The sequence below is a fragment of the Solwaraspora sp. WMMB335 genome (genome assembly GCF_049179075.1).
Classification (GTDB): Bacteria; Actinomycetota; Actinomycetes; order Mycobacteriales; family Micromonosporaceae; genus Micromonospora_E.
The window spans coordinates 5017800-5044534 of the sequence record NZ_JBMHMF010000001.1; the positions used below are offsets into that span (position 1 = coordinate 5017800).

The following is a 26735-nucleotide window of genomic DNA, read 5'->3' on the forward strand; positions in this document are numbered from 1 at the left end:
CGACGGAGGGCGAGATGGCCGAGAGGAACCGGCGTGGCGACGACGCCGCGGACGACCGCCCCGAGAACGAATCGATCGACGAGGCGTTCGATGACGACGACGCCGAATCCGATGACGAACCGGTAGCGCGTGGCGGCACCGCGACCCGGGCCAAGCCCAAGGCAGAGTCGGCGGACAGCCGGCCGAAGGCCAAGTCCGACGCCCGTGTGGGCTTCTTCGGCCGGATCATCCGGTTCGTCCGCGAAGTGGTGGCCGAACTGCGTAAGGTCATCTGGCCGACCCGTAAGGAGTTGCTGACCTACACCGCCGTGGTGGTCGTTTTCATCGCGGTCATGCTCACCATCGTGGCCGGGCTGGACTTCGCGTTCGCCAAGGGCGTGCTGTGGGTGTTCGGCAACCCCAGTTGATAGTGACGGAAGTGAGCAAGCGTGCCTGAGTACGACGAGACCGCTGGCGCCACCGACGAGCAGTCCACGGTAGCGACGGCGGCTGCTGACGAGTCGGTCGAGGCCGCCAGCGCACCAGCGGTGCCCGCCGTCGAGGCGGACGACGAGGAGTTCGATCCGGTCGCCGAGCTGCGCCAGAAGCTGCGTTTCGCGCCCGGCGACTGGTACGTCGTGCACTCGTACGCCGGTTACGAGAACAAGGTGAAGACCAACCTTGAGACCCGGATCAGCAGCCTCGACATGGAGGAGTACATCTTCCAGGTGGAGGTGCCGACCCGGGAAGAGGTCGAGGTGAAGAACGGCAAGCGGCTGCAGGTACAGAACAAGGTCTTTCCCGGCTACATCCTGGTCCGGATGGATCTGACTCCGGAGTCGTACTCCTGCGTGCGCAACACTCCCGGGGTGACCGGTTTCGTCGGCGCCACCGACCGCGCCGACCGCCCTGCCCCGCTGTCGCTCAACGAGGTGCTCAAGTGGCTCGCCCCGGCGGTCGCCGCCGAGCCGAAGAAGGCCAAGCCCGAGGTCAAGGTCCTCGACTTCGAAGTCGGTGACTCGGTCACGGTCACCGACGGTGCGTTCGCGTCGTTGCCGGCCACGATCAGCGAGATCAACGCAGACCAGCAGAAACTCAAGGTGCTGGTGTCGATCTTCGGCCGGGAGACTCCGGTGGAGCTCAACTTCAACCAGGTCGCGAAGATCTGACCGATCGCGGACGCGGACCGAGATCCACCACCAACCGACCACGCCGGGTGGCGGCACCCGGCGCCGGTCGGTCCGGTCGGTTGCGCTACTCTTTAACGTCGGCCCCAGGCCGCGTCTGATCGTGCGCGGCGGACCGGTGGTGCCCGACCATCGGGTCGAGTCCGTTTGGGCCGAACCCGGTCGGATCGAACCCGGTCGGATCGAACCCGGCCACCAGATCGAGCCCCAGGAAGAGACATGCCTCCGAAGAAGAAGCTCGTCAAGACGTTCACGCTGCAGTTGCCTGCCGGCCAGGCGACCCCGGCGCCGCCGGTCGGTCCGGCGCTGGGCCAGCACGGTGTGAACATCATGGAGTTCTGCAAGTCCTACAACGCGCAGACCGAATCCCAGCGGGGTGACATCGTCCCGGCTGAGATCAGCGTGTACGAGGACCGCTCCTTCACCTTCGTGCTGAAGACCCCGCCCGCCGCCCGGCTGCTACTCAAGGCGGCCGGGATCCCGAAGGGTTCGGGCGTGCCGCACACCACCAAGGTCGGCTCGGTGACCACCGCGCAGCTGCGCGAGATCGCCGAGAAGAAAATGGCCGACCTCAACGCCAACAGCGTCGAGCAGGCGGAAAAGATCATCGCGGGCACCGCCCGGTCGATGGGGATCACCGTCAAGGAGTGATCAGCCGGCCCGGCAGGCCGGGCCGGACCAGCGTGGGAGGGTACGCGTCCGCCGCGACCCGCCAATGACCACAGGAGCCGAGACACATGCAGCACAGCAAGACCTATCGCAAGTCCTTCGATCTCATCGACCGGTCCAAGCTCTACACCCCCGCTGAAGCGGTGAAGCTGGCCAAGGAGACCAGCTCCGCCAAGTTCGACGCCACGGTCGAGGTCGCCATGCGCCTCGGCGTCGACCCGCGGAAGGCGGACCAAATGGTCCGCGGCACGGTCAACCTGCCGCACGGCACCGGCAAGACCGCTCGGGTGATCGTCTTCGCCGCCGGGGCCAAGGCGGAGGAGGCCGTCGCCGCCGGTGCCGACGAGGTCGGCACGGACGAGCTGGTCGCCCGGATCCAGGGCGGCTGGCTGGACTTCGACGCGGCGATCGCCACTCCCGACCAGATGGCGAAGATCGGTCGGATCGCGCGGATCCTGGGCCCGCGCGGCCTGATGCCGAATCCGAAGACCGGCACCGTGACGATGGATGTGAGCAAGGCCGTCTCGGACATCAAGGGCGGAAAGATCACCTTCCGGGTCGACAAGCACTCCAACCTGCACTTGATCATCGGCAAGGCGTCGTTCGACGAGACCAAGCTGGTGGCCAACTACGCGGCCGTGCTGGACGAGGTGCTGCGGGCCAAGCCGTCGGCGGCCAAGGGCAAGTATCTCAGGAAGGTCACCCTGACCACGACGATGGGGCCGGGCGTCCCGGTCGATCCGAACGTGGTGAAGGAGCTGCAGGAGGCGACCAGCGACAGCTGAATCGCACCGATCGACAGATATCGGTAAGGGCGGGCCGGCACCATGACCGGCCCGCCCTTACCGATTTGGTGGCCGCCGCACCGGTGCCGTACGCTCGACCGTATCCACACCCAAAGACCGCTGGTCACCGTGCTCCGGCACGGTTGAAGGTCCCGTTCGCACGGGCGGCCCGCGCAGGGGCGGAACGGAAGACGCGTGTCATCGCCGTCGGTCGACGGCTGTCCCGCCCCGTGCGCCCGCCGCGCCGGGGCGTTTTTCGTGGTCGCGGGATCTTCACGACCGGTCCGCGTGCCGCTGACCGGTCGCCCAGCCTGGCGCACCAGGAAGGAGGGACATGGCGGACAAGCCGGTTCGCGCCGACAAGGCCACCGCGGTCGCCGAGCTGACCGAACGGTTCCGCGAGTCGGGAGCGACGGTGCTCACCGAGTACCGCGGTCTCACCGTCTCGCAGCTGACCCAGCTGCGCCGCTCGCTCGGGCAGGACGTCATCTACTCGGTGGCGAAGAACACCCTGGCCAAGCGGGCCGCGACGGACGCGGGCATCGATGGGCTCGACGACCTGTTCACCGGTCCTACCGCGCTCACCTTCGTCTCCGGCGACGTGGTGGAGGCGGCCAAGGGCCTGCGTGACTTCGCGAAGGCCAACCCGGCGCTCATCATCAAGGGCGGGGTCTTCGAAGGCCGTACGATCTCCGCCACCGAGGTCACCAAGCTGGCCGACCTGGAGTCCCGCGAGGTGCTGCTGGCCAAGCTGGCCGGCGCCATGAAGGCGAACCTGAGCAAGGCCGCGGCCGTGCTGCAGGCGCCGCTGTCCAAGACCGCCCGCCTGGCGGCTGCGCTGCAGGACAAGCGCGAATCCGAGGGTACGCAGGCCTGAGCCGCCGGCTGCCCGACAACGTCACCACATCGAAAGGAAGCCAGCCATGGCGAAGCTCAGCACCGAAGAGCTGCTCGACGCGTTCAAGGAGATGACGCTGATCGAGCTCTCGGAGTTCGTGAAGCAGTTCGAGGACACCTTCGACGTCACCGCCGCCGCTCCGGTCGCCGTCGCGGCCGCTGGCGGCCCGGCCGCCGCCCCGGCCGAGGCCGAGCCGGAGAAGGACGAGTTCGACGTCGTCCTGGAGGCTGACGGCGGCAAGAAGATCCAGGTCATCAAGGTGGTCCGGGAGCTGACCGGACTGGGCCTCAAGGAGGCCAAGGACCTGGTCGAGGCCGCGCCGAAGCCGGTCCTGGAGAAGGCCAACAAGGAGGCCGCGGACAAGGCCAAGGCCAAGCTCGAGGCGGAGGGCGCGAAGGTCACTCTCAAGTGACCTGACCCACAGCGACAGCGTCGAACGGGTGGCGATCCGGATGCGGGGTCGCCGCCCGTTTCCGTTCGCACACCCGGTGCGATCACTCGGTGATCAGGGCATTTCGCCTCTTCCGCCGGTCAGTGCGGTCGGTACCGTCGCGGCATCGGTCCGGGCGGTGGGCGATCTACCCGTACGACAGGCCTTGACGCGGCCCGTAGCGGCAGGCACGCTGACTACAGCAAGACTGATCCGAGGCCTGCAACACCGCTCAAAGCTTGCATCGCCCGGCCAGGCTTGCGACGGCCATCGCTGGGTAATGGCACCGGCGGGGAGAGCCGGCACCGGACATCCGGGCCGCGGTCTCGCCGCCAGCCGGCCCCACGAAGGCCCCGTGGGAAACGCCGCGTTCCGAGCGGCCTGGAGGTGCCTGTTTCCGGCACCCGGCCGGCTCCGCGACGTCCCGTGGGGACGGGCTGGACAGCGGTTAGCCGCTCGGCTACACTGCTAGTTTGCGCTGCCTTCCGACTTACCTCGCGCCCGGAATGTCCGATCCTGGATATTTCGACCGAGGTTCTTTGGAGTGCGCGCGAAACAGCCGTCTGCAGCACCGGTCCTCGGAAGGACGCATCTTGGCAGCTTCCCGCCCTGCGAAGACCAGCCGTACGTCGAGCGCTTTCGCTCCTCGCCGAATCTCATTCGGCCGGATCACCGAACACCTCGAGGTCCCCAACCTTCTTTCCATCCAGACTGAATCCTTCGACTGGCTGGTGGGCAACGAGGCTTGGCAGGGCCGGTCGGCTGACGACCCGCACGCACGATCAGGCCTCGCGGAGATCCTCGACGAGATCAGTCCCATTGAGGACTTTTCCGGCACTATGTCGCTTTCCTTCTCCAGCCCGCGCTTCGACGAGGTCAAGGCCTCGATCGAGGAGTGCAAGGAGAAGGACCTGACCTACTGCGCACCACTGTTCGTCACCGCGGAGTTCACCAACAACACCACCGGCGAGATCAAGAGCCAGACGGTGTTCATGGGCGACTTCCCGATGATGACGCCCAAGGGCACCTTCATCATCAACGGCACCGAGCGTGTCGTGGTCAGCCAACTCGTCCGGTCTCCGGGCGTCTACTTCGACAAGCAGCCGGACAAGACCTCCGACCGTGACCTGTCCAGCGTCAAGGTGATCCCGAGCCGGGGCGCCTGGCTGGAGTTCGATATCGACAAGCGGGACACCGTCGGTGTCCGGATCGACCGTAAGCGGCGTCAGGCCGTGACCGTCCTGCTCAAGGCCATCGGTTGGACCGCCGACCGGATCCGCGAGCGGTTCGGCTGGTCCGAGCTGATGATGACCACCCTGGAGAAGGACCATATCGCCGGGGCGGACGAGGCACTGCTCGACATCTACCGCAAGCTGCGTCCGGGTGAGCCGCCGACCCGTGAGAACGCCCAGACGCTGCTCGACAACCTGTTCTTCAACCCCAAGCGGTACGACGTCGCCAAGGTCGGCCGGTACAAGTTCAACAAGAAGCTCAACCTCGAGGTGCCGATCAACACCGGCATCCTCACCGAGGATGACATCGTCGCCACCGTCGAGTACCTCTGCCGGCTGCACTCCGGTGAGGAGGGCTACGAGGCGGACGACATCGACCACTTCGGCAACCGGCGGCTGCGTACCGTCGGCGAGCTGATCCAGAACCAGGTCCGGGTCGGCCTGTCCCGGATGGAGCGGGTCGTCCGGGAGCGGATGACCACCCAGGACGTCGAGGCGATCACGCCGCAGACCTTGATCAACATCCGGCCGGTGGTCGCCGCGATCAAGGAGTTCTTCGGCACCTCCCAGCTGTCCCAGTTCATGGACCAGACCAACCCGCTCGCCGGGTTGACCCACCGGCGCCGGCTCAGCGCGCTCGGTCCGGGTGGTCTGTCCCGGGAACGGGCCGGTTTCGAGGTCCGTGACGTGCACCCGTCGCACTACGGTCGGATGTGCCCGATCGAGACACCGGAAGGCCCGAACATCGGCCTGATCGGTGCGCTGTCCACCTTCGGGCGGGTCAACCCGTTCGGGTTCATCGAGACGCCCTACCGCAAGGTCGTCGACGGCCGGGTCACCGACCAGATCGACTACCTGACCGCCGACGAGGAGGACCGGTTCGTCAAGGCGCAGGCCAACGCGCCGCTGATGTCCGACGGCACCTTCGCCGAGGACCGGGTCCTGGTCCGCCGTAAGGGCGGCGAGGTCGACTTCGTCCCGCCGGCCGCGGTCGACTACATGGACGTCTCGCCGCGGCAGATGGTCTCCGTCGCGACCGCGATGATCCCCTTCCTGGAGCACGACGACGCCAACCGGGCCCTGATGGGCGCGAACATGCAGCGGCAGGCGGTGCCGCTGGTCAAGGCGGAGTCACCGCTGGTCGGCACCGGGATGGAGTACCGCGCCGCGGTCGACGCCGGCGACGTGGTGATCGCCGAGGCCGGCGGCGTGGTGGAGGACCTCTGCGCCGACTACGTGACGGTGCACCAGGACGACGGCCATCGCCGGACCTACCTGCTGCACAAGTTCCGTCGGTCCAACGCCGGCTCCTGCGTCAACCAGAAGCCGACCGTCTTCGAGGGCGACCGGGTCGAGGCCGGCCAGGTCATCGCGGACGGGCCGTGCACCGACGACGGCGAGATGGCCCTCGGTCGTAACCTGCTCGTGGCGTTCATGCCGTGGGAGGGCTACAACTACGAGGACGCCATCATCCTGTCCCAGCGGCTGGTGCAGCAGGACGTGCTCACCTCGATCCACATCGAGGAGCACGAGGTCGACGCCCGGGACACCAAGCTCGGTCCGGAGGAGATCACCCGCGACATCCCGAACGTCAGCGAGGAAATGCTCGCCGACCTCGACGAGCGCGGCATCATCCGGATCGGCGCCGAGGTCGTCCCCGGTGACATCCTGGTCGGCAAGGTCACCCCGAAGGGCGAGACCGAGCTGACCCCGGAGGAGCGGCTGCTGCGGGCGATCTTCGGGGAGAAGGCCCGGGAGGTCCGGGACACCTCGCTCAAGGTGCCGCACGGCGAGACCGGCACGGTCATCGGCGTACGGACGTTCTCCCGCGACGACGGCGACGAGCTGCCGCCGGGTGTCAACGAACTGGTCCGGGTCTACGTCGCCCAGAAGCGGAAGATCCAGGACGGCGACAAGCTCGCCGGCCGGCACGGTAACAAGGGCGTCATCTCCAAGATCCTGCCGGTGGAGGACATGCCGTTCCTCTCCGACGGCACCCCGGTCGACATCGTGCTCAACCCGCTCGGTGTGCCGGGCCGGATGAACATCGGCCAGATCCTGGAGACCCACCTCGGCTGGGTGGCCAAGACCGGTTGGAAGGTCGAAGGCGACGACGAGGAGTGGAAGGCCGCGCTGCGCTCGATCGGCTCGGACGCCGCCGAGCCGGACACCAACGTCGCGACCCCGGTCTTCGACGGTGTCCGCGAGGAGGAGATCACCGGCCTGCTCGGCAGCACGTTGCCCAACCGCGACGGCGTCCAGCTGATCGGCAACTCGGGCAAGGCACAGCTGTTCGACGGGCGCTCCGGCGAGCCGCTGCCGGACGCGATCGCGGTCGGCTACATCTACATCCTCAAGCTCAACCACCTGGTCGACGACAAGATCCACGCACGGTCGACCGGGCCGTACTCGATGATCACCCAGCAGCCGCTCGGCGGTAAGGCCCAGTTCGGTGGCCAGCGCTTCGGCGAGATGGAGTGCTGGGCGATGCAGGCGTACGGCGCCGCCTACGCCCTGCAGGAACTGCTGACCATCAAGTCGGACGACGTCCTGGGCCGGGTCAAGGTCTACGAGGCGATCGTCAAGGGCGAGAACATCCCCGAGCCGGGCATCCCGGAGTCGTTCAAGGTGCTGCTCAAGGAGCTGCAGTCGCTGTGCCTCAACGTCGAGGTGCTCTCCAGCGACGGCGTGGCCCTGGAGATGCGCGAGACCGACGACGAGGTGTTCCGCGCCGCGGAGGAACTCGGTATCGACCTGTCCCGGCGGGAGCCGAGCTCGGTCGAGGAAGTGTGAGGTGTGTTGGGTGGCCCCGGCCGGGGCCACCCAACACACCCTGATTCAGCAGCAACGACGACGACATAGGGGACACGTAACGTGCTCGACGTCAACTTCTTCGACGAGTTGCGCATCGGCCTCGCCACCGCCGACGACATCCGTCAGTGGTCGCACGGCGAGGTCAAGAAGCCTGAGACGATCAACTACCGCACCCTCAAGCCGGAGAAGGACGGGCTCTTCTGCGAGAAGATCTTCGGCCCGCAGCGGGACTGGGAGTGCTACTGCGGCAAGTACAAGCGGGTCCGGTTCAAGGGCATCATCTGTGAGCGGTGCGGCGTCGAGGTCACCCGCTCCAAGGTCCGCCGGGAGCGGATGGGGCACATCGAGCTCGCCGCGCCGGTGACCCACATCTGGTACTTCAAGGGCGTGCCGAGCCGGCTCGGCTACCTGCTGGACCTGGCGCCGAAGGATCTCGAAAAGATCATTTACTTCGCGTCGTACGTCGTCACCGGGGTGGACACCGAGGCACGTCATCGCGACATGTCCACCATCGAGAACGAGATCTTCGCGGAGAAGCGCCAGCTGGAGAACAGCCGCGACTCGGAGATCGAGAAGCGGGCCGCCAAGCTGGAGGCCGACCTCGCCGAGCTGGAGGCCGAGGGGGCCAAGGCCGACGTACGCCGCAAGGTCAAGGAATCCGGCGAGCGGGAGATGCGCCAGATCCGCGACCGCGCCCAGCGCGAGATCGACCGACTCGACGAGGTGCTGGACACCTTCCGCAAGTTGGAGCCCAAGCAACTGGTCACCGACGAACTGCTCTACCGGGAGCTGCGGGACCGGTTCGACCCGTACTTCAACGGCGGGATGGGCGCCGAGGCGATCAAGACCCTGTTGCACAACATGGATCTCGACGCCGAGGCGGACAACCTGCGGGAGATCATCCGCACCGGCAAGGGCCAGCGGAAGATCCGGGCGCTCAAGCGGCTCAAGGTGGTCGCCGCCTTCCTCAGTACCCGCAATTCACCGCAGGGCATGGTGCTGGACTGCGTACCGGTCATTCCGCCGGACCTGCGCCCGATGGTGCAGCTCGACGGTGGCCGGTTCGCGACCAGCGACCTCAACGACCTGTACCGCCGGGTGATCAACCGGAACAACCGGCTGAAGCGGCTGATCGACCTCGGTGCGCCCGAGATCATCGTCAACAACGAGAAGCGGATGCTGCAGGAGGCCGTCGACGCGTTGTTCGACAACGGCCGCCGTGGCCGTCCGGTCACCGGGCCCGGTAACCGGCCGCTCAAGTCGCTGTCCGACATGCTCAAGGGCAAGCAGGGCCGGTTCCGGCAGAACCTGCTCGGCAAGCGGGTCGACTACTCCGGCCGGTCGGTCATCGTCGTCGGTCCCAAGCTGAAGCTGCACCAGTGCGGCCTGCCCAAGCAGATGGCGCTGGAACTGTTCAAGCCGTTCGTGATGAAGCGCCTGGTGGACCTCAACCACGCGCAGAACATCAAGTCCGCCAAGCGGATGGTCGAACGGCAGCGGCCGGTGGTGTGGGACGTGCTCGAAGAGGTCATCTCCGAGCACCCGGTGCTGCTCAACCGGGCACCGACCCTGCACCGGCTGGGTATCCAGGCCTTCGAGCCGCAGCTGGTCGAGGGCAAGGCGATCCAGATTCACCCGCTGGTCTGCACCGCGTTCAACGCCGACTTCGACGGTGACCAGATGGCGGTGCACGTGCCGCTGTCCGCCGAGGCGCAGGCCGAGGCGCGGATCCTGATGCTGTCGTCGAACAACATCCTCAAGCCGTCGGACGGCAAGCCGGTGACCATGCCTACCCAGGACATGATCATCGGTCTGTACCACCTCACCCACCGGACCGAAGGCCTGCTCGGCGAGGGGCGGGTGTTCAGCTCGGACGCCGAGGCGCGGATGGCCTTCGACAACGGCGAGTTGCACCTGCAGGCGCCGGTGCGGATCCGGTTGCACGGCGTGGTCGACGTGGACAACGGCGCCGGGGCCTCCCGGTGGAGCGCACCGGAAGACTGGCAGCCGGGGCAGCCGCTGGTCGTCGACACCACCCTGGGCCGGGTGCTGTTCAACGAGGTCATGCCGGTCGGCTACCGGTTCGTCAACTACGAGGTCCGCAAGAGCCAGCTCTCGGCGATCGTCAACGACCTGGCCGAGCGGTTCCCGAAGGTCGCCCTGGCGGCCACGCTCGACGGGCTCAAGGAAGCCGGCTACCACTGGGCCACCTGGTCCGGTGTGACGATCGGCATGCAGGACGTCATCGCCCCGCCGCACAAGCAGGAGACCCTGGAGCGCTACGAGAAGGAAGCCGACCGGATCGACAAGCAGTACCAGCGCGGTCTGATGACCGGCGAGGAACGGCGTGGCGAGCTGATCGAGATCTGGACCAAGGCGACCAACGAGATCGCCAAGGACCTGGAGACCGCGCTGCCCCAGGAGAACCCGTTGTGGAAGATGATCCACTCGGGTGCCCGAGGCAACCTGCTCCAGCTGCGGCAGATCGCCGCGATCCGTGGTCTGGTGGCCAACCCGAAGGGCGAGATCATCCCGCGGCCGATCAAGTCGAGCTACCGGGAGGGCCTGTCCGTACTGGAGTACTTCATCTCCACGCACGGTGCCCGCAAGGGCCTGGCCGACACGGCGCTGCGGACCGCCGACTCGGGCTACCTGACCCGGCGGCTGGTCGACGTCTCCCAGGACGTCATCATCCGCGAGGAGGACTGCGGCACCGACCGGGCGATCACCATGCAGGTCGGCGAGCGGATCGACGGCAAGCTGGTGGTGCACGAGTTCGCCGAGACCGGGGTGCACGCCCGGACCCTCGCCGAGGACATCAAGGGCGCCGACGGCGAGGTCGTGGTCGAGCGGGGCGCGGACCTCAACTCGATCCTGGTGGACAAGCTCATCGCCGCCGGGGTGGAGACGGTACGGGTGCGTAGCGTGCTCACCTGCGAGTCCAAGCTCGGTGTCTGCGGTGCCTGCTACGGGCGCTCGCTGCCCACCGGCAAGACCGTCGACATCGGTGAGGCGGTCGGCATCATCGCCGCCCAGTCCATCGGCGAGCCGGGTACCCAGCTGACGATGCGGACCTTCCACACCGGTGGCGTCGCGGGTGAGGACATCACCCAGGGTCTGCCCCGGGTCCAGGAGATCTTCGAGGCGCGGGTGCCGAAGGGCAAGGCGCCGATCGCGGACACCCCGGGACGGGTGCGGATCGAGGACGGCGAGCGGTCGCGGAAGATCATCGTCATCCCGGACGACGGCAGCGACGAGATCGTGCACGACAAGGTCTCCAAGCGGGTCCGGCTGCGGGTGCACGACGGCGACCACGTCACCGTCGGCGAGAAGCTCACCGAGGGCACCATCGACCCGCACGAGTTGCTGCGGATCCTTGGCCCGCGCGCGGTTCAGGTCCACCTGACCCAGGAGGTCCAGGAGGTCTACCGCTCACAGGGTGTGCTGATCCACGACAAGCACATCGAGATCATCATCCGGCAGATGCTCAAGCGGGTGACGGTCATCGACTCCGGTGGCACCGAGTTGCTGCCGGGTGTGCTGGTCGACCGGGCGGTGTTCGAGTCGGAGAACCGCCGGCTGGTCGCCGAAGGTGGCGAGCCGGCCGCCGGCCGGCCGATGCTGATGGGCATCACCAAGGCCTCGCTGGCCACCGATTCCTGGCTCTCGGCGGCCTCCTTCCAGGAGACCACCCGGGTGCTGACCGACGCGGCGATCAACGCCCGCAGCGACTCGCTGATCGGCCTCAAGGAGAACGTGATCATCGGTAAGCTCATCCCGGCCGGTACCGGCATCAGCAAGTACCGCAACATCCGGGTCGAGCCGACCGAGGAGGCGAAGGCCAAGGTCTACTCGATGACCGGGTACCCGGAAACCGACTACGGGTTCGGGCCGGCCAGCGGCCAGGCGGTGCCGCTGGACGACTTCGACTTCGGCTCGTACCGCTGACCGACGGCCCACGACCGGATCGAGGCCTACGACAGTCGACCGGCGCCGGTCCCATCGCGCTCGCGATGGGACCGGCGCCGTCAGCTTGTAGGCTGGTGGGGTGCAGGTGACCCCGGTATCCGCGGCCGGGCGGGCGATGCCGCGGCATCCCGCTGATCCCGAACCGGTCCGCTCGACCAAGGCCGGCGCGGTCTTCGCCCTCGGCCTGGTCGCGGTGGTCACCGGACTCCTGGTGGGCGGGGCGGTGCCGGCCAGCTTGGCCCTGCTGCTCAGCCGGCAGGCCCGGCGCGAGGCGTACGCGTCACAGGGCTATCTGACCGGGGCGATCTGGCTGCGCCGTGGCGAACAGCTGGCCTGGCTCGGCCTGTTGCTGGCCGGCGCGGTGTTGACCCTCGCGGTCGTGCTCGGCATCTTCACGTGGGCGACCGCGCCGGCCGGTCAGGACTTCGCCCCCGACGTCGATTGATCGATCCGGGCACCGGTCCGGGCAGAGGAGAACGAACGTGACCCAGTTTCCGGGCCACGGTTCCGGTGGCACACCGGCCGGCACCCGCATCGCCCCGCCACCGCCGGAGGGCAGGCTTTCCGCTCGCCGGGTGGAGCACGTCCCAGGCACGAGTTTCGGCCTGGTGCATCTGGAGGTGCCGCCGGTCGTGTCCGGGTTGGCGGTCGGTGCGCTGGTCGCCGGTGTGATCTCGGTCCTGGTGTCGGTCCTGGTGGGGTGTTTCGGTGCGATTGGTTTCGAGGACAGCTGGGGTGGCTGGGTCGCCGGGGCGTTCACCCTACTCAGCGGAGCCTTCGGCGGGGGCGCCGTGGTACTGGGCTGGCTCGGGCTGCGTCAGGTCCGCCAAGCGGCACCGCCGCCGGCGGTCAGGTTCACCGGCCGGGGGATCGCGATCGCCGGCATCAGCTGTGGTGCCGCAGGGCTGGCCTTCACCCTGCTCGGCTTGGCGCTGACCGTGTTGCTCATGCTGAGCGTGTGACCTTGCCGGGATAGGCCTGCCCGCCGGGCCGTCGGCCGGGCGAGCCGGTACACTGGGTTATCGGAGTGGCCCGTCGTTTTGACCTGCGCGCCTGCGGTGGGTACTCTTCCCCCTTGTGCCCGGCCAGACCGGGCAAGTTGTGCGTGCGCCCGATCCGGTTGCCGGCCATCGAGCAGCGTCATGACAGGTGCAGATCCCGGTGGGTGACAGCAAACGCACCGGGTCCGCGTGCGGGCGACACGCCCGACCGCGGGTGCCGGTGCCCAGCTGGGATCGCCGGTCGGAGTGTAGGAGAGCCGCCCAACCCGGACGGCTAGGGCAAGCAGCGCGGCCGCCCGCGGCCGGAGGGAGCGAAGGAACCCGGTGCCAACGATCCAACAGCTGGTCCGCAAGGGCCGTCAGGCCAAGACCGGCAAGACCAAGACCCCGGCGTTGAAGGGCAGCCCGCAGCGCCGCGGTGTGTGTACGCGCGTGTACACCACGACCCCCAAGAAGCCGAACTCCGCGCTGCGCAAGGTCGCGCGGGTGAAGCTGAGTAGCCAGATCGAGGTGACCGCCTACATCCCGGGCGTCGGCCACAACCTGCAGGAGCACTCCATCGTGCTGGTGCGTGGCGGCCGGGTCAAGGATCTTCCGGGCGTCCGCTACAAGATCGTCCGCGGTTCGCTGGACACCCAGGGTGTCCGCAACCGCAAGCAGGCTCGCAGCCGCTACGGCGCGAAGAGGGAGAAGAGCTGACATGCCGCGTAAAGGCCCTGCTCCGCGCCGGCCTCTGGTCGCGGACCCGGTGTACAACTCGCCGCTGGTCACTCAGCTGGTGAACAAGATCCTGCTGCGCGGCAAGCGTCAGCTGGCCGAGCGCATCGTCTACGGCGCGCTGGAGGGCTGCCGGGAGAAGTCCGGCACGGATCCGGTCGTCACCCTCAAGCGCGCCATGGACAACGTGAAGCCGACCCTCGAGGTCCGCAGCCGCCGGGTCGGTGGCGCGACCTACCAGGTGCCGGTCGAGGTCCGCCCGTCCCGGGCGACCACCCTCGGACTGCGCTGGCTCGTCCAGTACTCCAAGGCCCGTCGGGAAAAGACGATGGTCGAGCGGCTGATGAACGAGCTGCTGGACGCGAGCAACGGGCTGGGCGCCGCGGTCAAGCGCCGCGAGGACACCCACAAGATGGCGGAGTCCAACAAGGCCTTCGCGCACTACCGCTGGTAAGCGGTAGCTGTCATGCCTTCCGGTACAGCCGCCCACACACAGTCGACGACGAGACGAAGTAGGGATTGAAGTGGCCGCCGCAGAAGCGCTTGCCAAGGTACGCAACATCGGCATCATGGCGCACATCGATGCCGGTAAGACCACGACCACTGAGCGGATCCTGTTCTACACCGGTATCACGTACAAGATCGGTGAGGTCCACGAGGGCGCTGCCGTCATGGACTGGATGGAGCAGGAGCAGGAGCGGGGCATCACCATCACTTCCGCCGCCACCAAGTGCGAGTGGAAGGGCCACACCATTCAGATCATCGACACGCCCGGCCACGTCGACTTCACGGTCGAGGTCGAGCGGTCGTTGCGGGTGCTCGACGGTGCGGTGGCGGTCTACGACGGCGTGGCCGGTGTGGAGCCGCAGACCGAGAACGTCTGGCGGCAGGCGGACAAGTACAAGGTCCCCCGGATGTGCTTCGTCAACAAGCTCGACCGGACCGGGGCCGACTTCTTCCGCTGTGTGCAGATGATGATCGACCGGCTCAACTCCACCCCGCTGGTGCTGCAGATCCCGATCGGGCTGGAGAGCGAGCACATCGGCGTCGTCGACCTGGTCGAGATGCGCGCCCTCACCTGGCGTGGTGAGACCATGAAGGGCGAGGACTACGCGGTCGAAGAGGTCCCGGCCGAGCTTGCCGACGCCGCCGCCGAGTGGCGTGAGAAGCTGCTGGAGACGCTCGCCGACGTCGACGACTCGATCATGGAGAAGTACCTCGAGGGCGAGGACATGTCCGTGGCCGAGATCAAGGCCGCCATCCGGCGCGCGACCCTCGCCGACAAGGGCAACCCGGTGTTGTGCGGTTCGGCCTTCAAGAACAAGGGCGTGCAGCCGATGCTGGACGCGGTGGTCGACTACCTGCCCTCGCCGCTGGACATCCCGGCGATCGAGGGTACGGCGACCGACGGGGAGACCCCGCTGCTGCGCAAGCCGTCGACCAGCGAGCCGTTCTCCGGCCTGGCCTTCAAGATCCAGACCGACCGTCACCTCGGCAAGCTGACCTACGTACGGGTCTACTCCGGCACGCTGGAGTCCGGGTCCCAGGTGATCAACTCCACCAAGGACCGCAAGGAGCGGATCGGCAAGATCTACCAGATGCACGCCAACAAGCGTGAGGAGCGCGCCAGCGCGTTCGCCGGTGACATCATCGCCGTCCAGGGACTCAAGCAGACCACCACCGGGGACACCCTGTGCGACCCGGCGAACCCGGTCATCCTGGAGTCGATGACGTTCCCCGAGCCGGTCATCGAGGTGGCGATCGAGCCGAAGACAAAGGCCGACCAGGAGAAGCTCAGCACCGCGATCCAGCGGTTGGCCGAGGAGGACCCGACCTTCCGCGTCAAGAACGACGAGGAGACCGGCCAGACGGTCATCGCCGGCATGGGCGAGCTGCACCTGGACATCCTCGTCGACCGGATGCGGCGCGAGTTCAACGTCGAGGCCAACATCGGCAAGCCGCAGGTGGCGTACCGTGAGACGATCCGCCGCGTGGTGGAGAAGGTCGAGTACACCCACAAGAAGCAGACGGGTGGTTCCGGCCAGTACGCCCGGGTGATCATCAGCCTGGAGCCGCTGCCGCTGGACAACGAGGCACCGACGTACGAGTTCGCCAACGCGGTCACCGGTGGCCGGGTGCCCAGGGAGTTCATCCCGTCGGTGGACGCCGGTGCCCAGGACGCCATGCAGTACGGCATCCTCGCCGGCTATCCGCTGGTCGGGGTCAAGCTGACCCTGATCGACGGCCAGTACCACGAGGTCGACTCGTCCGAGATGGCATTCAAGATCGCCGGCTCGATGGCGCTCAAGGAGGCCGCCCGCCGGGCGGATCCCGCGCTGCTCGAACCGATGATGGCCGTTGAGGTCACCACTCCGGAGGAGAACATGGGTGACGTCATCGGCGACCTCAACTCCCGTCGTGGCATCATCCAGGCGATGGAGGAACGCGGCGGAGCCCGCGTCGTCCGGGCCCTGGTGCCGCTGTCGGAGATGTTCGGCTACGTCGGCGACCTGCGGTCGAAGACCCAGGGCCGGGCGAGCTACAGCATGCAGTTCGACTCCTACGCCGAGGTTCCGCAGAGCGTGGCGAAGGAGATCATCGCGAAGGCGACGGGCGAGTGACCCGCCGGGGGAGTGATCCCCCGGCTCTCCCTCGGCGAACCGCGTACCGGGCCTGAAGGCGTGACCGCCGCAAGACCCAAGCACTTCCCGGTCGCCGACACCGGACCGGAAAGGCTGTCGACAGAGTCCTAAGCGCCGAACGGCGCGCCGGGCGTACGAACCAAGAAGTCCACAGGAGGACACCAGTGGCGAAGGCGAAGTTCGAGCGGACTAAGCCGCACGTCAACATCGGCACCATTGGTCACATCGACCACGGTAAGACGACGCTGACGGCGGCCATCACCAAGGTCCTGCACGACAGGATGCCGGACCTGAACCCGTACACGCCGTTCGACGAGATCGACAAGGCGCCGGAGGAGAAGGCGCGCGGCATCACGATCTCGATCGCACACGTCGAGTACCAGACCGAGGCGCGGCACTACGCGCACGTAGACTGCCCCGGTCACGCCGACTACATCAAGAACATGATCACCGGTGCCGCGCAGATGGACGGCGCGATCCTGGTGGTCGCGGCGACCGACGGTCCGATGCCGCAGACCCGCGAGCACGTGCTGCTGGCCCGCCAGGTCGGCGTCCCGTACATCGTCGTGGCGCTCAACAAGAGCGACATGGTCGACGACGAGGAACTGCTCGAGCTGGTCGAGCTGGAGGTCCGCGAGCTGCTGTCGGCCCAGGAGTACCCGGGCGACGACCTGCCGGTGATCCGCGTCTCGGCGCTGAAGGCGCTGGAGGGCGACCCGGAGTGGTCCGACAAGCTCATGGAGCTGATGAACGCGGTCGACACCGCGATCCCACAGCCCGAGCGGGAGATTGAGAAGCCGTTCCTGATGCCGATCGAGGACGTCTTCACGATCACCGGTCGCGGCACCGTGGTCACCGGGCGTGCCGAGCGTGGCGTACTCAAGCCGAACGAGGAAGTCGAGATCGTCGGTATCCGCGAGAAGTCGATCAAGACGACCTGCACCGGCATCGAGATGTTCCGCAAGCTGCTCGACGAGGCGCGCGCCGGTGAGAACGTCGGCCTGCTGCTGCGTGGTGTCAAGCGCGAGGACGTCGAGCGCGGCATGGTGGTCATCAAGCCGGGTACCACCACCCCGCACACGGAGTTCGAGGCGACCGTCTACATCCTCTCCAAGGAGGAGGGCGGCCGGCACACGCCGTTCTTCCAGAACTACCGTCCGCAGTTCTACTTCCGGACCACCGACGTGACCGGCGTGGTCACGTTGCCGGAGGGCACCGAGATGGTCATGCCGGGTGACAACACCACCATGTCCGTCAAGCTGATCCAGCCGATCGCGATGGAGGAGAACCTCAAGTTCGCGATCCGTGAGGGTGGCCGGACGGTCGGCGCCGGTCGGGTCACCAAGATCATCAAGTGAACTGGTAACCCGATTGGCCTTGTCGTACTGCGGTACGGCATACTAGTCAGGTTGCGTCCGCGCAGGGTGGCTGGTTGCCCGGCAGTCAGCCACCCTCGCACGGCGTCCGGAGCGGATGAGCCGCGGCATCGCGAGTCGGCCGGTCATGGCAGAAGTGATCGACTCTTGCAGTGTCTGTGAATCCGCTTGGCGCCCGACATCTCAGCGGCAGGGTGTGTCTCTGCGCGACCGGATCGCTCCGGGTTACCCGGGGCGGAGCCTGGCCAGCAGATGCGACACGCCCGACCGCGGGGGTGGGACACACGAGGAAACGGCAGCGCCGGGGGTCCGACCGGCGGCATCCGCTCCGGCGAGCGGAGCTCCATTGCGGGCGGAGAGAGAAGGAACAGAAGCCACCATGGCGGGACAGAAGATCCGCATCCGGCTCAAGGCCTATGACCACGAGGTCGTGGACTCCTCGGCGCGGAAGATCGTCGAGACGGTGACGCGCACCGGCGCTCAGGTCGCAGGCCCGGTGCCGCTGCCTACTGAGATCAACCGTTTCTGCGTCATCCGTTCGCCGCACAAGTACAAGGACTCGCGCGAGCACTTCGAGATGCGCACGCACAAGCGTCTGATCGATATCATCGACCCGACCCCGAAGACGGTCGATTCGCTGATGCGCCTCGACCTGCCGGCTGGCGTCGACATCGAGATCAAGCTGTAGGGACCGGACAATGGACAGGCAAGTGAAGGGCATCCTGGGCGCCAAGCTCGGCATGACCCAGATCTGGGACAACAACCGTGTCGTCCCGGTCACCGTGGTGCAGGCCGGCCCGTGTGTGGTGACCCAGGTGCGCACCCCCGACAAGGACGGCTACTCCGCGGTCCAGCTCGCGTTCGGCGCGGTCGACCCGCGCAAGGTGAACAAGCCGAGGTCCGGCCACTTCGCCAAGTCCGGCGTGGCCCCTCGGCGGCACATCGTCGAGTTGCGTACCACTGACGCCAGCCAGTACGAGCTGGGTCAGGAGGTCACCGTCGGGACCTTCGAGCCGGGTGCCCGGATCGACGTCACCGGCAAGACCAAGGGCAAGGGCTTCGCCGGTGTGATGAAGCGGCACGGCTTCCACGGTCTGCGGGCCAGCCACGGTGTCGAGCGCAAGCACCGTTCGCCCGGTTCGATCGGCGCCTGCGCGACCCCGGGACGCGTCTTCAAGGGTGTCCGGATGGCGGGTCGGATGGGCAGTGTCCGCTACACCGTGCAGAACCTCACCGTGCAGGCCGTCGACCAGGACAACAACCTGCTGCTCGTCAAGGGTGCCATCCCCGGCCCCAAGGGCGCGTTGATCCTGGTCCGCAGCGCGGCGAAGGCACCGGTGAAGAAGGGGTCGAGTAACTGATGACGACCGTTGACGTGATCAACGTCGAGGGCGCCAAGAGCGGCACGGTCGAGCTGCCCGGCGAGGTCTTCGACGTACAGGCCAATGTCGCCCTCATGCACCAGGTCGTGGTCGCCCAGCTCGCCGCCGCGCGCCAGGGCACCCACAAGACCAAGACCCGGGGCGAGGTCGCCGGCGGCGGCAAGAAGCCCTACAAGCAGAAGGGCACCGGTCGCGCCCGGCAGGGTTCGATCCGGGCGCCGCAGTTCGCCGGTGGTGGTGTCGTACACGGGCCGGTCCCGCGTGACTACAGCCAGCGCACCCCGAAGAAGATGAAGGCCGCCGCGCTGCGTGGCGCCCTGTCCGACCGGGCGCGCGCCGGCCAGGTCCACGTGGTCGAGGCGTTCGTCGGGGGCGAAAAGCCGTCGACCAAGGTCGCGCTGGCCACGCTGCGCAAGGTCACCCAGGCCAAGCGGGTGCTGATCGTGCTCAGCGCGACCGACGAGCTGAACTGGTTGTCGTTGCGCAACCTGCGTAACAGCGCGTCCCTGGTGCACCTGATCGAGGTGGGGCAGCTCAACACGTACGACGTGCTGGTCGCCGACGACGTGGTCTTCACCAAGGATGCCCTCGACGAGCTGCTGGGCGTGCCGGCGCAGACCGAGCAGACCGAGGAGGGCGACAAGTGAGCACGATTGCCGATCCACGCGACATCATCGTCGCGCCGGTGGTCTCGGAGAAGAGCTACGCCGAGCTCAACCGGAACTGGTACACGTTTCTGGTCCACCCGGACGCCAACAAGACCCAGATCAAGATCGCCATACAGCAGATCTTCGACGTCCGGGTGCTGACCGTGAACACGCTCAACCGCGAGGGCAAGCGCAAGCGCACGCGCACCGGCTACGGCCAGCGCAAGGCGACCAAGCGGGCGATGGTGAAGCTGGCCGACGGTGACCGCATCGAGGCCTTCGGCGGCCCGGTCAGCTGAGGGGTGTAGACAATGGCTATCCGTAAGTACAAGCCGACGACGCCGGGCCGCCGTGGTTCGTCCGTCGCCGACTTCGCCGAGATCACCCGGTCGACTCCGGAGAAGTCGCTCGTGGTGCCGCTGCCCAAGAAGGGCGGGCGCAACGCGCACGGCCGGATCACCGCCCGCCACCAGGGTGGTGGCCACAAGCGGCAGTACCGGCTGATCGACTTCAAGCGGGTGGACAAGGACGGTGTGCCGGCCAAGGTCGCGCACATCGAGTACGACCCGAACCGCACCGCCCGGATCGCGCTGTTGCACTACGCCGACGGCGAGAAGCGCTACATCATCGCGCCGAAGGACCTCAAGCAGGGCGACGTGGTGGAGTCCGGCCCGAGCGCGGACATCAAGCCCGGCAACAACCTGCCGCTGCGCAACATCCCGGTCGGTTCCACCATCCACGGCGTGGAGCTGCGGCCCGGTGGCGGCGCCAAGCTGGCCCGCTCCGCCGGCGTCGGCATCCAGCTGCTCGGCCGGGAAGGCGCGTACGCCACGCTGCGCATGCCCTCCGGCGAGATCCGCCGGGTCGACGTACGGTGCCGCGCCACCATCGGTGAGATCGGCAACGCCGACCAGTCAAACATCAACTGGGGCAAGGCCGGCCGGATGCGCTGGAAGGGCAAGCGCCCGACCGTCCGTGGTGTCGCGATGAACCCGGTCGACCACCCGCACGGTGGTGGTGAGGGCAAGACCTCCGGCGGCCGCCACCCGGTGAACCCGCAGGGCAAGCCGGAGGGCCGGACCCGTCGCAAGGGCCAGCCGAGTGACCGGCTGATCGTCCGCCGCCGCTACGCCACCCGCAAGCGCGGCTAGAAGGAGTCTGGTAGCACATGCCTCGCAGCCTGAAGAAGGGCCCGTTCGTCGACGACCACCTGATGAAGAAGGTGGAGACGCAGAACGACAAGGGCTCCAAGAACGTCATCAAGACCTGGTCGCGGCGCTCGACGATCACCCCCGAGATGCTCGGGCACACGATCGCCGTGCACGACGGACGCAAGCACGTGCCGGTGTTCATCACCGAGTCGATGGTCGGGCACAAGCTCGGCGAGTTTGCCCTGACCCGCACCTTCAAGGGTCACGAGAAGGACGACCGCAAGAGTCGCCGGCGCTGACGCCGCGGGCACGGATAGAGGATCAAGGGGTTACAGCGATGCCAGTGAAGGGCGACGCTCCGGTGCTCCCGGGCGCGCGGGCGATTGCGCGGCACGTGCGCGTCTCGCCGATGAAGGCGCGCCGGGTGGTCAACCTCGTCCGCGGCCTGCCCGCGAAGGAGGCGCTCACCGTCCTGCAGTTCGCGCCGCAGGCCGCTAGTGAGCAGGTGTACAAGGTCCTGGCCAGCGCGATCGCCAACGCCGAGAACAACGAGCAGCTGGACCCCGACGCGTTGCTGGTCAGCGAGGCGTTCGTGGACGAGGGACCGACGCTGAAGCGGTTCCGGCCACGGGCACAGGGCCGGGCGTACCGGATCCGCAAGCGGACGTGTCACATCACCATCGCGGTGGAAGCGGTGGCCCCGGCCACGCCGGCCCGCCGCCCGGCCAAGCAGGCCCGCCCGGCCAAGCAGGCCCGCCCGGCCAAGCAGGCCCAGCCGGCCGGCCCAGCCGAGACGGCCCGCCCGGCCGAGACGCCGCAGGAGACGGCGGCGGCCGAGACGCCGCAGGAAACCGCGGCGCAGGGTACGGCGAGCGAGCCGACCACCGGCAACGAGCCGAGCACCGGCAAGCAGAGCAGCACGGAGGGTGCCGAGTAATGGGTCAGAAAGTTCACCCGCACGGGTTCCGGCTCGGCATCTCGACCGACTGGAAGTCGCGCTGGTACGCGGACAAGCTCTACAAGGACTACATCGCCGAGGACGTCAAGATCCGCCGGATGATGTCCAGTGGCCTGGAGCGCGCCGGCATCTCCAAGGTGGACATCGAGCGGACCCGGGACCGGGTGCGGGTGGACATCCACACCGCCCGGCCGGGCATCGTGATCGGTCGTAAGGGCGCCGAGGCGGACCGCATCCGCAGCCAGCTGGAGAAGCTCACTGGCAAGCAGGTGCAGTTGAACATTCTCGAGGTGAAGAGCCCCGAGTCGGATGCGCAGCTGGTCGCCCAGGGCGTCGCCGAGCAGCTGGCCAGCCGGGTCAGTTTCCGTCGCGCGATGCGCAAGGCGATGCAGTCGGCGATGAAGAACCCGATCGTCAAGGGCATCCGGGTGCAGGTGTCCGGCCGCCTCGGCGGTGCGGAAATGAGTCGTACCGAGTTCTACCGTGAGGGCCGGGTGCCGCTGCACACCCTGCGGGCCAACATCGAGTACGGCTTCTTCGAGGCCCGGACCACGTTCGGTCGCATCGGTGTCAAGGTCTGGATCTACAAGGGCGACGCGGTGCCAGGGCGGGAAGCTCCCGCCGAGGCGGCACCGAGCCGCCCCCGCCGTGAGCGGCCGGAGCGGCCCCGGCGCGGGCGTTCCGGTTCCAGCGGGACCACCGCCGGTGGCACCGAGGCCGGCCGGGCGGCTGCCGCGGAGATGTCCGGCGGCGGCTCCTCGACGAAGACCAGCAGTGCCGCGCCGGCTGACGCCGCGCCGGCCACTCCGGCCCCGGCCGGAGCGGACAGCTCAGCGCAGGAGGGCTGACAGATGCTGATCCCGCGCAAGCCCCCGAAGGGCTTCCGCAAGCCGCATCACCCGAGCCGTACCGGTGCCGCCAAGGGTGGCACCCGGGTGATGTTCGGGGAGTTCGGTATCCAGGCGCTCGAACCGGCGTACGTGACCAACCGCCAGATCGAGTCGGCTCGTATCGCGATGACCCGGCACATCAAGCGTGGCGGCAAGGTCTGGATCACGGTCTTCCCGGACCAGGCGTTGACCAAGAAGCCGGCCGAGACCCGGATGGGCTCCGGCAAGGGCTCGCCCGAGTGGTGGGTCGCCAACATCAAGCCGGGACGGGTGCTCTTCGAGATGTCCTTCCCGAACGAGCAGATCGCGCGTGAGGCGATGCGTCGTGCGATCCACAAGCTCCCGATGAAGTGCCGCATCGTGACGCGCGAAGTGGGTGAAAGCTGATGGCAGCGGGCGTTTCAGCCGCCGAGCTGCGTGAACTCTCCGAGAAGGAGCTGGTCACGAAGCTACGGGAGGCCAAGGCGGAGCTGTTCAACCTCCGCGTGCAGTCCGCGACCGGTCAGCTGGACAACAACCGCCGGCTGCAGGTCATTCGTCGGGAGATCGCCCGGATCTACACGATCATGCGTGAGCGTGAGTTGGGACTCTCCGCCGCGCCGACTGAGGTGGCTGCATCATGAGTGAGAACACCGCCCCCGAGCAGGGCGCAACGGTCGTCCGGGCCCGCCGCAAGGTTCGCGAAGGGCTCGTGGTCAGCGACAAGATGGAAAAGACCGTCGTCGTCGAGGTCGAGGACCGGGTCAAGCACCGGCTGTACGGCAAGGTCATGCGCCGTACCAGCAAGCTGAAGGCGCACGACGAGCAGAACTCGTGCGGCGTCGGCGACCGGGTGCTGCTCATGGAGACCCGGCCGCTGTCGGCCACCAAGCGGTGGCGCGTGGTGGAGATCCTCGAAAAGGCGAAGTAGCCGAGTGGCCCGCACGCCGCCGTCGGTGGCGCTCGGGCCGGTCGGGTCCGGATGGCAGCCCGCGCGTGGCGCGGCCCAGGTTCTTCCAAGCTCCGGGCGACCGGAGGACTGGCAGACATAGGAGATAGACGTGATCCAGCAGGAGTCGCGACTGCGTGTCGCCGACAACACGGGTGCTCGGGAGATTCTGTGCATCCGGGTACTCGGCGGCTCCGGTCGGCGCTACGCAGGCATCGGTGACGTGATCGTCGGGACCGTCAAGGATGCGATCCCCGGCGCCGGTGTGAAGAAGGGCGACGTGGTCAAGGCCGTCGTCGTCCGGACCGCGAAAGAGAAGCGGCGACCGGACGGGTCGTACATCCGCTTCGACGAGAACGCCGCCGTCATCATCAAGGACGGTGGGGACCCACGCGGCACCCGCATCTTCGGCCCGGTCGGGCGCGAGCTGCGGGACAAGCGGTTCATGAAGATCATTTCTTTGGCGCCGGAGGTGCTGTAGACCGTGAAGGTGAAGAAAGGCGACACGGTCGTCGTCATCGCCGGTAAGGACAAGGGTGCCAAGGGCAAGGTCATCGCGGCCTACCCACGGCAGGACAAGGTCCTCGTCGAGGGCGTGAACCGGATCAAGAAGCACACCCGCATCCGCACCACCCAGCGCGGCGGCCAGACCGGTGGCATCGTCACCCAGGAAGCTCCGATTCACGTCTCGAACGTGCAGGTGCTCGACTCCGACGGCAAGCCGACCCGGGTCGGCTACCGGTTCGACGACAGCGGCCAGAAGGTCCGGATCGCGCGTAGCAACGGTAAGGATCTGTGATGACCACCGCTACCCAGACCAGGCCTGCACCGCGCCTCAAGCAGCGGTACCGCGACGAGATCGCCGCGCAGCTGCGGGAGCAGTACAAGTACGCGAACCCGATGCAGGTGCCCGGGCTCGTCAAGATCGTGGTGAACATGGGTGTCGGTGACGCCGCCCGGGACGCCAAACTGATCGACGGCGCAGTACGCGACCTGGCCACCATCACCGGGCAGAAGCCGCAGGTGCGCCGGGCGACCAAATCGATCGCCCAGTTCAAACTCCGCGAGGGAATGCCGATCGGGGCCAAGGTGACCCTGCGCGGCGACCGGATGTGGGAGTTCCTGGACCGGTTGCTGTCCATCGCGCTGCCCCGGATCCGGGACTTCCGCGGTCTCGACGGGCGCAAGCTGGACGGGCACGGCAACTACACGTTCGGACTGACCGAACAGTCGGTGTTCCACGAGATCGACCAGGACCGGATCGACCGTACCCGGGGCATGGACATCACGGTCGTGACCACCGCCAAGACCGACGACGAGGGCCGGGCGCTGCTCAAGCTCCTGGGCTTCCCGTTCAAGGAGAACTGAGCAATGGCCAAGAAGGCGCTGATCATCAAGGCGGCCGCGAAGCCGAAGTTCTCGGTGCGTGCCTACACCCGCTGCCAGCGGTGCGGGCGTCCGAAGGCGGTGTACCGCAAGTTCGGCCTCTGCCGGGTCTGCATCCGGGAGATGGCGCACCGCGGTGAACTGCCCGGCGTGTCCAAGGCTTCCTGGTAACCCACCTTGACAGGTCTTCGCCGTAGGCCCGGCGGCAGCGCCGCCGGGAACCCCGGCGAGAAAGGTTGACGAGACCCATGACGATGACTGACCCGATCGCAGACATGCTGACCCGTCTGCGCAACGCCAACCAGGCGTACCACGACCGGGTGACGATGCCGTACTCGAAGATCAAGGCGAACATCGCCGAGGTCCTCAAGGCCGAGGGCTACATTTCCGCCTGGCAGGTCGATGAGCCGACCGACGGCGTCGTCGGCAAGCGGCTGGTGGTCGAACTCAAGTACGGCCAGAACCGGGAGCGGAGCCTGGCCGGGATCAAGCGTGTGTCCAAGCCGGGTCTTCGGGTGTACGCCAAGTCGGGCGAGCTGCCACGGGTGCTCGGCGGCCTGGGCGTGGCGATCATTTCGACGTCCCAGGGGCTGCTCACTGACCGGCAGGCCCGTAAGCGGAGCGTTGGCGGGGAAGTCCTCGCCTTCGTCTGGTAATCGGGAGACTGGTAACAATGTCGCGTATTGGACGTAAGTCGATCCCGGTGCCGACCGGCGTCGATGTGACCATCGACGGCCAGACCGTCAAGGTCAAGGGCCCCAAGGGCGAGCTGGAGCACGTGCTGCCCGAGCTGATCACGGCTGAACGGGGTGAGGACGGCCACCTGCACATCAACCGCCCCAACGACGAGCGCCGGGCCAAGGAACTCCACGGGCTGAACCGGACTCTGGTGGCGAACATGATCGTCGGGGTGACCGACGGCTACCGCAAGACCCTGGAGATCGCCGGTACGGGGTACCGGGTCACCGCCAAGGGCAAGGATCTCGAGTTCGCGCTCGGCTTCTCACACCCGGTGCTGGTGCAGGCTCCGGAAGGGATCACCTTCACCGTGGAGCGGCCCACGCTGTTCCACATCGCCGGGATCAACAAGTGGCAGGTCGGCGAGGTGGCCGCCAACATCCGGAAGATCCGCCCGCCGGAGCCGTACAAGGGCAAGGGCGTGAAGTACCAGGGCGAGGTCATCCGCCGTAAGGCTGGAAAGGCCGGTAAGAAGTGAGTGCGAGGAGCGAGCTTGCGAGCCCCGCAGTCACGAACGGAAGGGAAGAACAGTGACGGCTACATTGCTCAAGCGTCGGGCGGGCGGCAGCGTCTCGGCCCGCCGCGCGATCGGGCGGGCGCGCCGGCACTTCCGGGTGCGCAAGAACATCAGTGGGACCGCACAGCGGCCCCGCCTGGTGGTCACCCGCTCCCTGCGGCACATGGTGGCGCAGATCGTCGACGACACCAAGGGCCACACCCTGGTGTCCGCCTCGACGATGGACCCCTCGATCCGTGGCGCCGAAGGTGCCAAGAGCGAACTCGCCACCAAAGTCGGCGCGTTGCTCGCCGAGCGGGCCAAGGAGGCGGGCATCGCCAAGGTGGTGTTCGACCGCGGCGGCAACAAGTACGCGGGTCGGATCGCCGCGCTGGCCACAGCCGCCCGCGAGGCCGGGCTCGAGTTCTGACGGTCGCCTGATGCCTGAACACACGACTCA

31 protein-coding genes and 1 pseudogene are annotated in these 26735 nt (G+C 67.5%); all 32 read left to right on the top strand.

Annotated elements, in window-relative coordinates; translation table 11 throughout:
• Positions 1-14: 14 nt before the first annotated feature.
• Positions 15-407 carry a preprotein translocase subunit SecE gene (secE, locus tag ACN27F_RS21760; protein WP_421436281.1) on the top strand — a complete coding sequence of 131 codons (393 nt, stop codon included), beginning with the start codon at positions 15-17 and terminating at the stop codon, positions 405-407.
• 21 nt (positions 408-428) lie between these two features.
• Positions 429-1148, top strand: coding sequence for a transcription termination/antitermination protein NusG (gene nusG, locus ACN27F_RS21765; protein WP_421436284.1), 720 nt, complete (start codon positions 429-431; stop codon positions 1146-1148).
• Between the two features lie 237 nt (positions 1149-1385).
• Entirely contained in the window at positions 1386-1817 is a 432-nt protein-coding gene (gene rplK, locus ACN27F_RS21770; RefSeq protein ID WP_421436285.1) for a 50S ribosomal protein L11, read from the top strand.
• 86 nt (positions 1818-1903) lie between these two features.
• Positions 1904-2620: a 50S ribosomal protein L1 gene (rplA, locus tag ACN27F_RS21775; protein WP_421436287.1), complete on the top strand. Its 717-nt coding sequence runs from the start codon at positions 1904-1906 to the stop codon at positions 2618-2620.
• A 334-nt stretch (positions 2621-2954) separates the two neighbouring features.
• Positions 2955-3497, top strand: coding sequence for a 50S ribosomal protein L10 (rplJ, locus tag ACN27F_RS21780; RefSeq protein WP_421436289.1), 543 nt, complete (start codon positions 2955-2957; stop codon positions 3495-3497).
• A 46-nt stretch (positions 3498-3543) separates the two neighbouring features.
• Positions 3544-3930 carry a 50S ribosomal protein L7/L12 gene (gene rplL, locus ACN27F_RS21785; protein WP_421436291.1) on the top strand — a complete coding sequence of 129 codons (387 nt, stop codon included), beginning with the start codon at positions 3544-3546 and terminating at the stop codon, positions 3928-3930.
• A 611-nt stretch (positions 3931-4541) separates the two neighbouring features.
• Entirely contained in the window at positions 4542-7973 is a 3432-nt protein-coding gene (locus ACN27F_RS21790; protein WP_421436292.1) for a DNA-directed RNA polymerase subunit beta, read from the top strand.
• A gap of 81 nt (positions 7974-8054) precedes the next feature.
• Positions 8055-11942 (top strand): DNA-directed RNA polymerase subunit beta', encoded by a 3888-nt coding sequence (locus ACN27F_RS21795; RefSeq protein ID WP_421436294.1) that lies wholly within the window; start codon positions 8055-8057, stop codon positions 11940-11942.
• A 136-nt stretch (positions 11943-12078) separates the two neighbouring features.
• On the top strand, positions 12079-12408 hold the full coding sequence (locus ACN27F_RS21800; RefSeq protein WP_421440377.1) for a hypothetical protein: 330 nt from the start codon (positions 12079-12081) through the stop codon (positions 12406-12408).
• 130 nt (positions 12409-12538) lie between these two features.
• On the top strand, positions 12539-12925 hold the full coding sequence (locus ACN27F_RS21805; protein ID WP_421440378.1) for a hypothetical protein: 387 nt from the start codon (positions 12539-12541) through the stop codon (positions 12923-12925).
• Positions 12926-13288: 363 nt separating this feature from the next.
• Positions 13289-13663, top strand: a complete 375-nt coding sequence (gene rpsL / locus ACN27F_RS21810) for a 30S ribosomal protein S12 (RefSeq protein WP_421436297.1) — start codon at positions 13289-13291, stop codon at positions 13661-13663.
• A gap of 1 nt (position 13664) precedes the next feature.
• Positions 13665-14135 carry a 30S ribosomal protein S7 gene (rpsG, locus tag ACN27F_RS21815; protein WP_282224042.1) on the top strand — a complete coding sequence of 157 codons (471 nt, stop codon included), beginning with the start codon at positions 13665-13667 and terminating at the stop codon, positions 14133-14135.
• 70 nt (positions 14136-14205) lie between these two features.
• Positions 14206-16302: an elongation factor G gene (gene fusA, locus ACN27F_RS21820; RefSeq protein ID WP_421436300.1), complete on the top strand. Its 2097-nt coding sequence runs from the start codon at positions 14206-14208 to the stop codon at positions 16300-16302.
• A 185-nt stretch (positions 16303-16487) separates the two neighbouring features.
• Positions 16488-17681: an elongation factor Tu gene (tuf, locus tag ACN27F_RS21825; RefSeq protein ID WP_421436302.1), complete on the top strand. Its 1194-nt coding sequence runs from the start codon at positions 16488-16490 to the stop codon at positions 17679-17681.
• Between the two features lie 397 nt (positions 17682-18078).
• Positions 18079-18387: a 30S ribosomal protein S10 gene (gene rpsJ / locus ACN27F_RS21830; RefSeq protein WP_007073037.1), complete on the top strand. Its 309-nt coding sequence runs from the start codon at positions 18079-18081 to the stop codon at positions 18385-18387.
• A 10-nt stretch (positions 18388-18397) separates the two neighbouring features.
• The gene (rplC, locus tag ACN27F_RS21835; protein WP_421436305.1) at positions 18398-19060 is read left to right on the top strand and encodes a 50S ribosomal protein L3; all 663 of its coding nucleotides are present in this window, start codon (positions 18398-18400) and stop codon (positions 19058-19060) included.
• Positions 19060-19728, top strand: coding sequence for a 50S ribosomal protein L4 (rplD, locus tag ACN27F_RS21840; RefSeq protein ID WP_421436307.1), 669 nt, complete (start codon positions 19060-19062; stop codon positions 19726-19728). The genes rplC and rplD overlap by 1 nt, the downstream gene beginning before the upstream one ends.
• Positions 19725-20027, top strand: a complete 303-nt coding sequence (rplW, locus tag ACN27F_RS21845) for a 50S ribosomal protein L23 (RefSeq protein WP_421436308.1) — start codon at positions 19725-19727, stop codon at positions 20025-20027. Before rplD ends, rplW begins: the two co-directional genes overlap by 4 nt.
• Positions 20028-20039: 12 nt before the next feature.
• Complete coding sequence (rplB, locus tag ACN27F_RS21850; RefSeq protein WP_421436311.1) at positions 20040-20879, top strand: 50S ribosomal protein L2; 840 nt, start codon at positions 20040-20042, stop codon at positions 20877-20879.
• Between the two features lie 17 nt (positions 20880-20896).
• Positions 20897-21178 carry a 30S ribosomal protein S19 gene (rpsS, locus tag ACN27F_RS21855; RefSeq protein WP_123606145.1) on the top strand — a complete coding sequence of 94 codons (282 nt, stop codon included), beginning with the start codon at positions 20897-20899 and terminating at the stop codon, positions 21176-21178.
• Between the two features lie 38 nt (positions 21179-21216).
• A pseudogene (gene rplV, locus ACN27F_RS21860) lies at positions 21217-21672 on the top strand (50S ribosomal protein L22); the annotation flags it as partial.
• Positions 21673-21815: 143 nt separating this feature from the next.
• Positions 21816-22685 carry a 30S ribosomal protein S3 gene (rpsC, locus tag ACN27F_RS21865; RefSeq protein ID WP_421436313.1) on the top strand — a complete coding sequence of 290 codons (870 nt, stop codon included), beginning with the start codon at positions 21816-21818 and terminating at the stop codon, positions 22683-22685.
• A 3-nt stretch (positions 22686-22688) separates the two neighbouring features.
• A complete protein-coding gene (rplP, locus tag ACN27F_RS21870; RefSeq protein WP_421436315.1) occupies positions 22689-23114 on the top strand; it encodes a 50S ribosomal protein L16 in 426 nt (141 codons plus the stop codon).
• Positions 23114-23350, top strand: coding sequence for a 50S ribosomal protein L29 (gene rpmC, locus ACN27F_RS21875; RefSeq protein ID WP_421436318.1), 237 nt, complete (start codon positions 23114-23116; stop codon positions 23348-23350). Before rplP ends, rpmC begins: the two co-directional genes overlap by 1 nt.
• A complete protein-coding gene (rpsQ, locus tag ACN27F_RS21880; protein ID WP_421436319.1) occupies positions 23347-23637 on the top strand; it encodes a 30S ribosomal protein S17 in 291 nt (96 codons plus the stop codon). Before rpmC ends, rpsQ begins: the two co-directional genes overlap by 4 nt.
• Positions 23638-23767: 130 nt before the next feature.
• Positions 23768-24136: a 50S ribosomal protein L14 gene (gene rplN, locus ACN27F_RS21885; RefSeq protein ID WP_123606139.1), complete on the top strand. Its 369-nt coding sequence runs from the start codon at positions 23768-23770 to the stop codon at positions 24134-24136.
• Between the two features lie 3 nt (positions 24137-24139).
• Positions 24140-24454: a 50S ribosomal protein L24 gene (rplX, locus tag ACN27F_RS21890; protein WP_421436322.1), complete on the top strand. Its 315-nt coding sequence runs from the start codon at positions 24140-24142 to the stop codon at positions 24452-24454.
• Positions 24454-25023 carry a 50S ribosomal protein L5 gene (gene rplE, locus ACN27F_RS21895; RefSeq protein WP_421436324.1) on the top strand — a complete coding sequence of 190 codons (570 nt, stop codon included), beginning with the start codon at positions 24454-24456 and terminating at the stop codon, positions 25021-25023. The genes rplX and rplE overlap by 1 nt, the downstream gene beginning before the upstream one ends.
• A gap of 3 nt (positions 25024-25026) precedes the next feature.
• Entirely contained in the window at positions 25027-25212 is a 186-nt protein-coding gene (locus ACN27F_RS21900; RefSeq protein ID WP_007465272.1) for a type Z 30S ribosomal protein S14, read from the top strand.
• Between the two features lie 77 nt (positions 25213-25289).
• Positions 25290-25697 (top strand): 30S ribosomal protein S8, encoded by a 408-nt coding sequence (gene rpsH, locus ACN27F_RS21905; protein ID WP_421436327.1) that lies wholly within the window; start codon positions 25290-25292, stop codon positions 25695-25697.
• A 17-nt stretch (positions 25698-25714) separates the two neighbouring features.
• Complete coding sequence (rplF, locus tag ACN27F_RS21910) at positions 25715-26257, top strand: 50S ribosomal protein L6 (protein WP_421436329.1); 543 nt, start codon at positions 25715-25717, stop codon at positions 26255-26257.
• A gap of 64 nt (positions 26258-26321) precedes the next feature.
• Positions 26322-26705 carry a 50S ribosomal protein L18 gene (gene rplR, locus ACN27F_RS21915; RefSeq protein WP_421440380.1) on the top strand — a complete coding sequence of 128 codons (384 nt, stop codon included), beginning with the start codon at positions 26322-26324 and terminating at the stop codon, positions 26703-26705.
• Positions 26706-26735 lie beyond the last annotated feature (30 nt).

Excerpts from the sequence above, each read along its gene's own strand:
- secE (WP_421436281.1), top strand. The coding sequence starts at position 15 with ATGGCCGAGAGGAACCGGCGTGGCGACGACGCCGCGGACGACCGCCCC.
- rplA (WP_421436287.1), top strand. The coding sequence starts at position 1,904 with ATGCAGCACAGCAAGACCTATCGCAAGTCCTTCGATCTCATCGACCGG.
- rplD (WP_421436307.1), top strand. The coding sequence starts at position 19,060 with ATGACGACCGTTGACGTGATCAACGTCGAGGGCGCCAAGAGCGGCACG.
- rplE (WP_421436324.1), top strand. The coding sequence starts at position 24,454 with ATGACCACCGCTACCCAGACCAGGCCTGCACCGCGCCTCAAGCAGCGG.
- rplL (WP_421436291.1), top strand. The coding sequence starts at position 3,544 with ATGGCGAAGCTCAGCACCGAAGAGCTGCTCGACGCGTTCAAGGAGATG.
- rpsG (WP_282224042.1), top strand. The coding sequence starts at position 13,665 with ATGCCGCGTAAAGGCCCTGCTCCGCGCCGGCCTCTGGTCGCGGACCCG.
- rpmC (WP_421436318.1), top strand. The coding sequence starts at position 23,114 with ATGGCAGCGGGCGTTTCAGCCGCCGAGCTGCGTGAACTCTCCGAGAAG.
- rplK (WP_421436285.1), top strand. The coding sequence starts at position 1,386 with ATGCCTCCGAAGAAGAAGCTCGTCAAGACGTTCACGCTGCAGTTGCCT.
- rpsH (WP_421436327.1), top strand. The coding sequence starts at position 25,290 with ATGACGATGACTGACCCGATCGCAGACATGCTGACCCGTCTGCGCAAC.
- rplF (WP_421436329.1), top strand. The coding sequence starts at position 25,715 with ATGTCGCGTATTGGACGTAAGTCGATCCCGGTGCCGACCGGCGTCGAT.
- rpsJ (WP_007073037.1), top strand. The coding sequence starts at position 18,079 with ATGGCGGGACAGAAGATCCGCATCCGGCTCAAGGCCTATGACCACGAG.
- rplP (WP_421436315.1), top strand. The coding sequence starts at position 22,689 with ATGCTGATCCCGCGCAAGCCCCCGAAGGGCTTCCGCAAGCCGCATCAC.
- rpsC (WP_421436313.1), top strand. The coding sequence starts at position 21,816 with ATGGGTCAGAAAGTTCACCCGCACGGGTTCCGGCTCGGCATCTCGACC.
- rplJ (WP_421436289.1), top strand. The coding sequence starts at position 2,955 with ATGGCGGACAAGCCGGTTCGCGCCGACAAGGCCACCGCGGTCGCCGAG.
- ACN27F_RS21900 (WP_007465272.1), top strand. The coding sequence starts at position 25,027 with ATGGCCAAGAAGGCGCTGATCATCAAGGCGGCCGCGAAGCCGAAGTTC.
- ACN27F_RS21800 (WP_421440377.1), top strand. The coding sequence starts at position 12,079 with ATGCCGCGGCATCCCGCTGATCCCGAACCGGTCCGCTCGACCAAGGCC.
- rpsQ (WP_421436319.1), top strand. The coding sequence starts at position 23,347 with ATGAGTGAGAACACCGCCCCCGAGCAGGGCGCAACGGTCGTCCGGGCC.
- rpsS (WP_123606145.1), top strand. The coding sequence starts at position 20,897 with ATGCCTCGCAGCCTGAAGAAGGGCCCGTTCGTCGACGACCACCTGATG.
- rplC (WP_421436305.1), top strand. The coding sequence starts at position 18,398 with ATGGACAGGCAAGTGAAGGGCATCCTGGGCGCCAAGCTCGGCATGACC.
- rplB (WP_421436311.1), top strand. The coding sequence starts at position 20,040 with ATGGCTATCCGTAAGTACAAGCCGACGACGCCGGGCCGCCGTGGTTCG.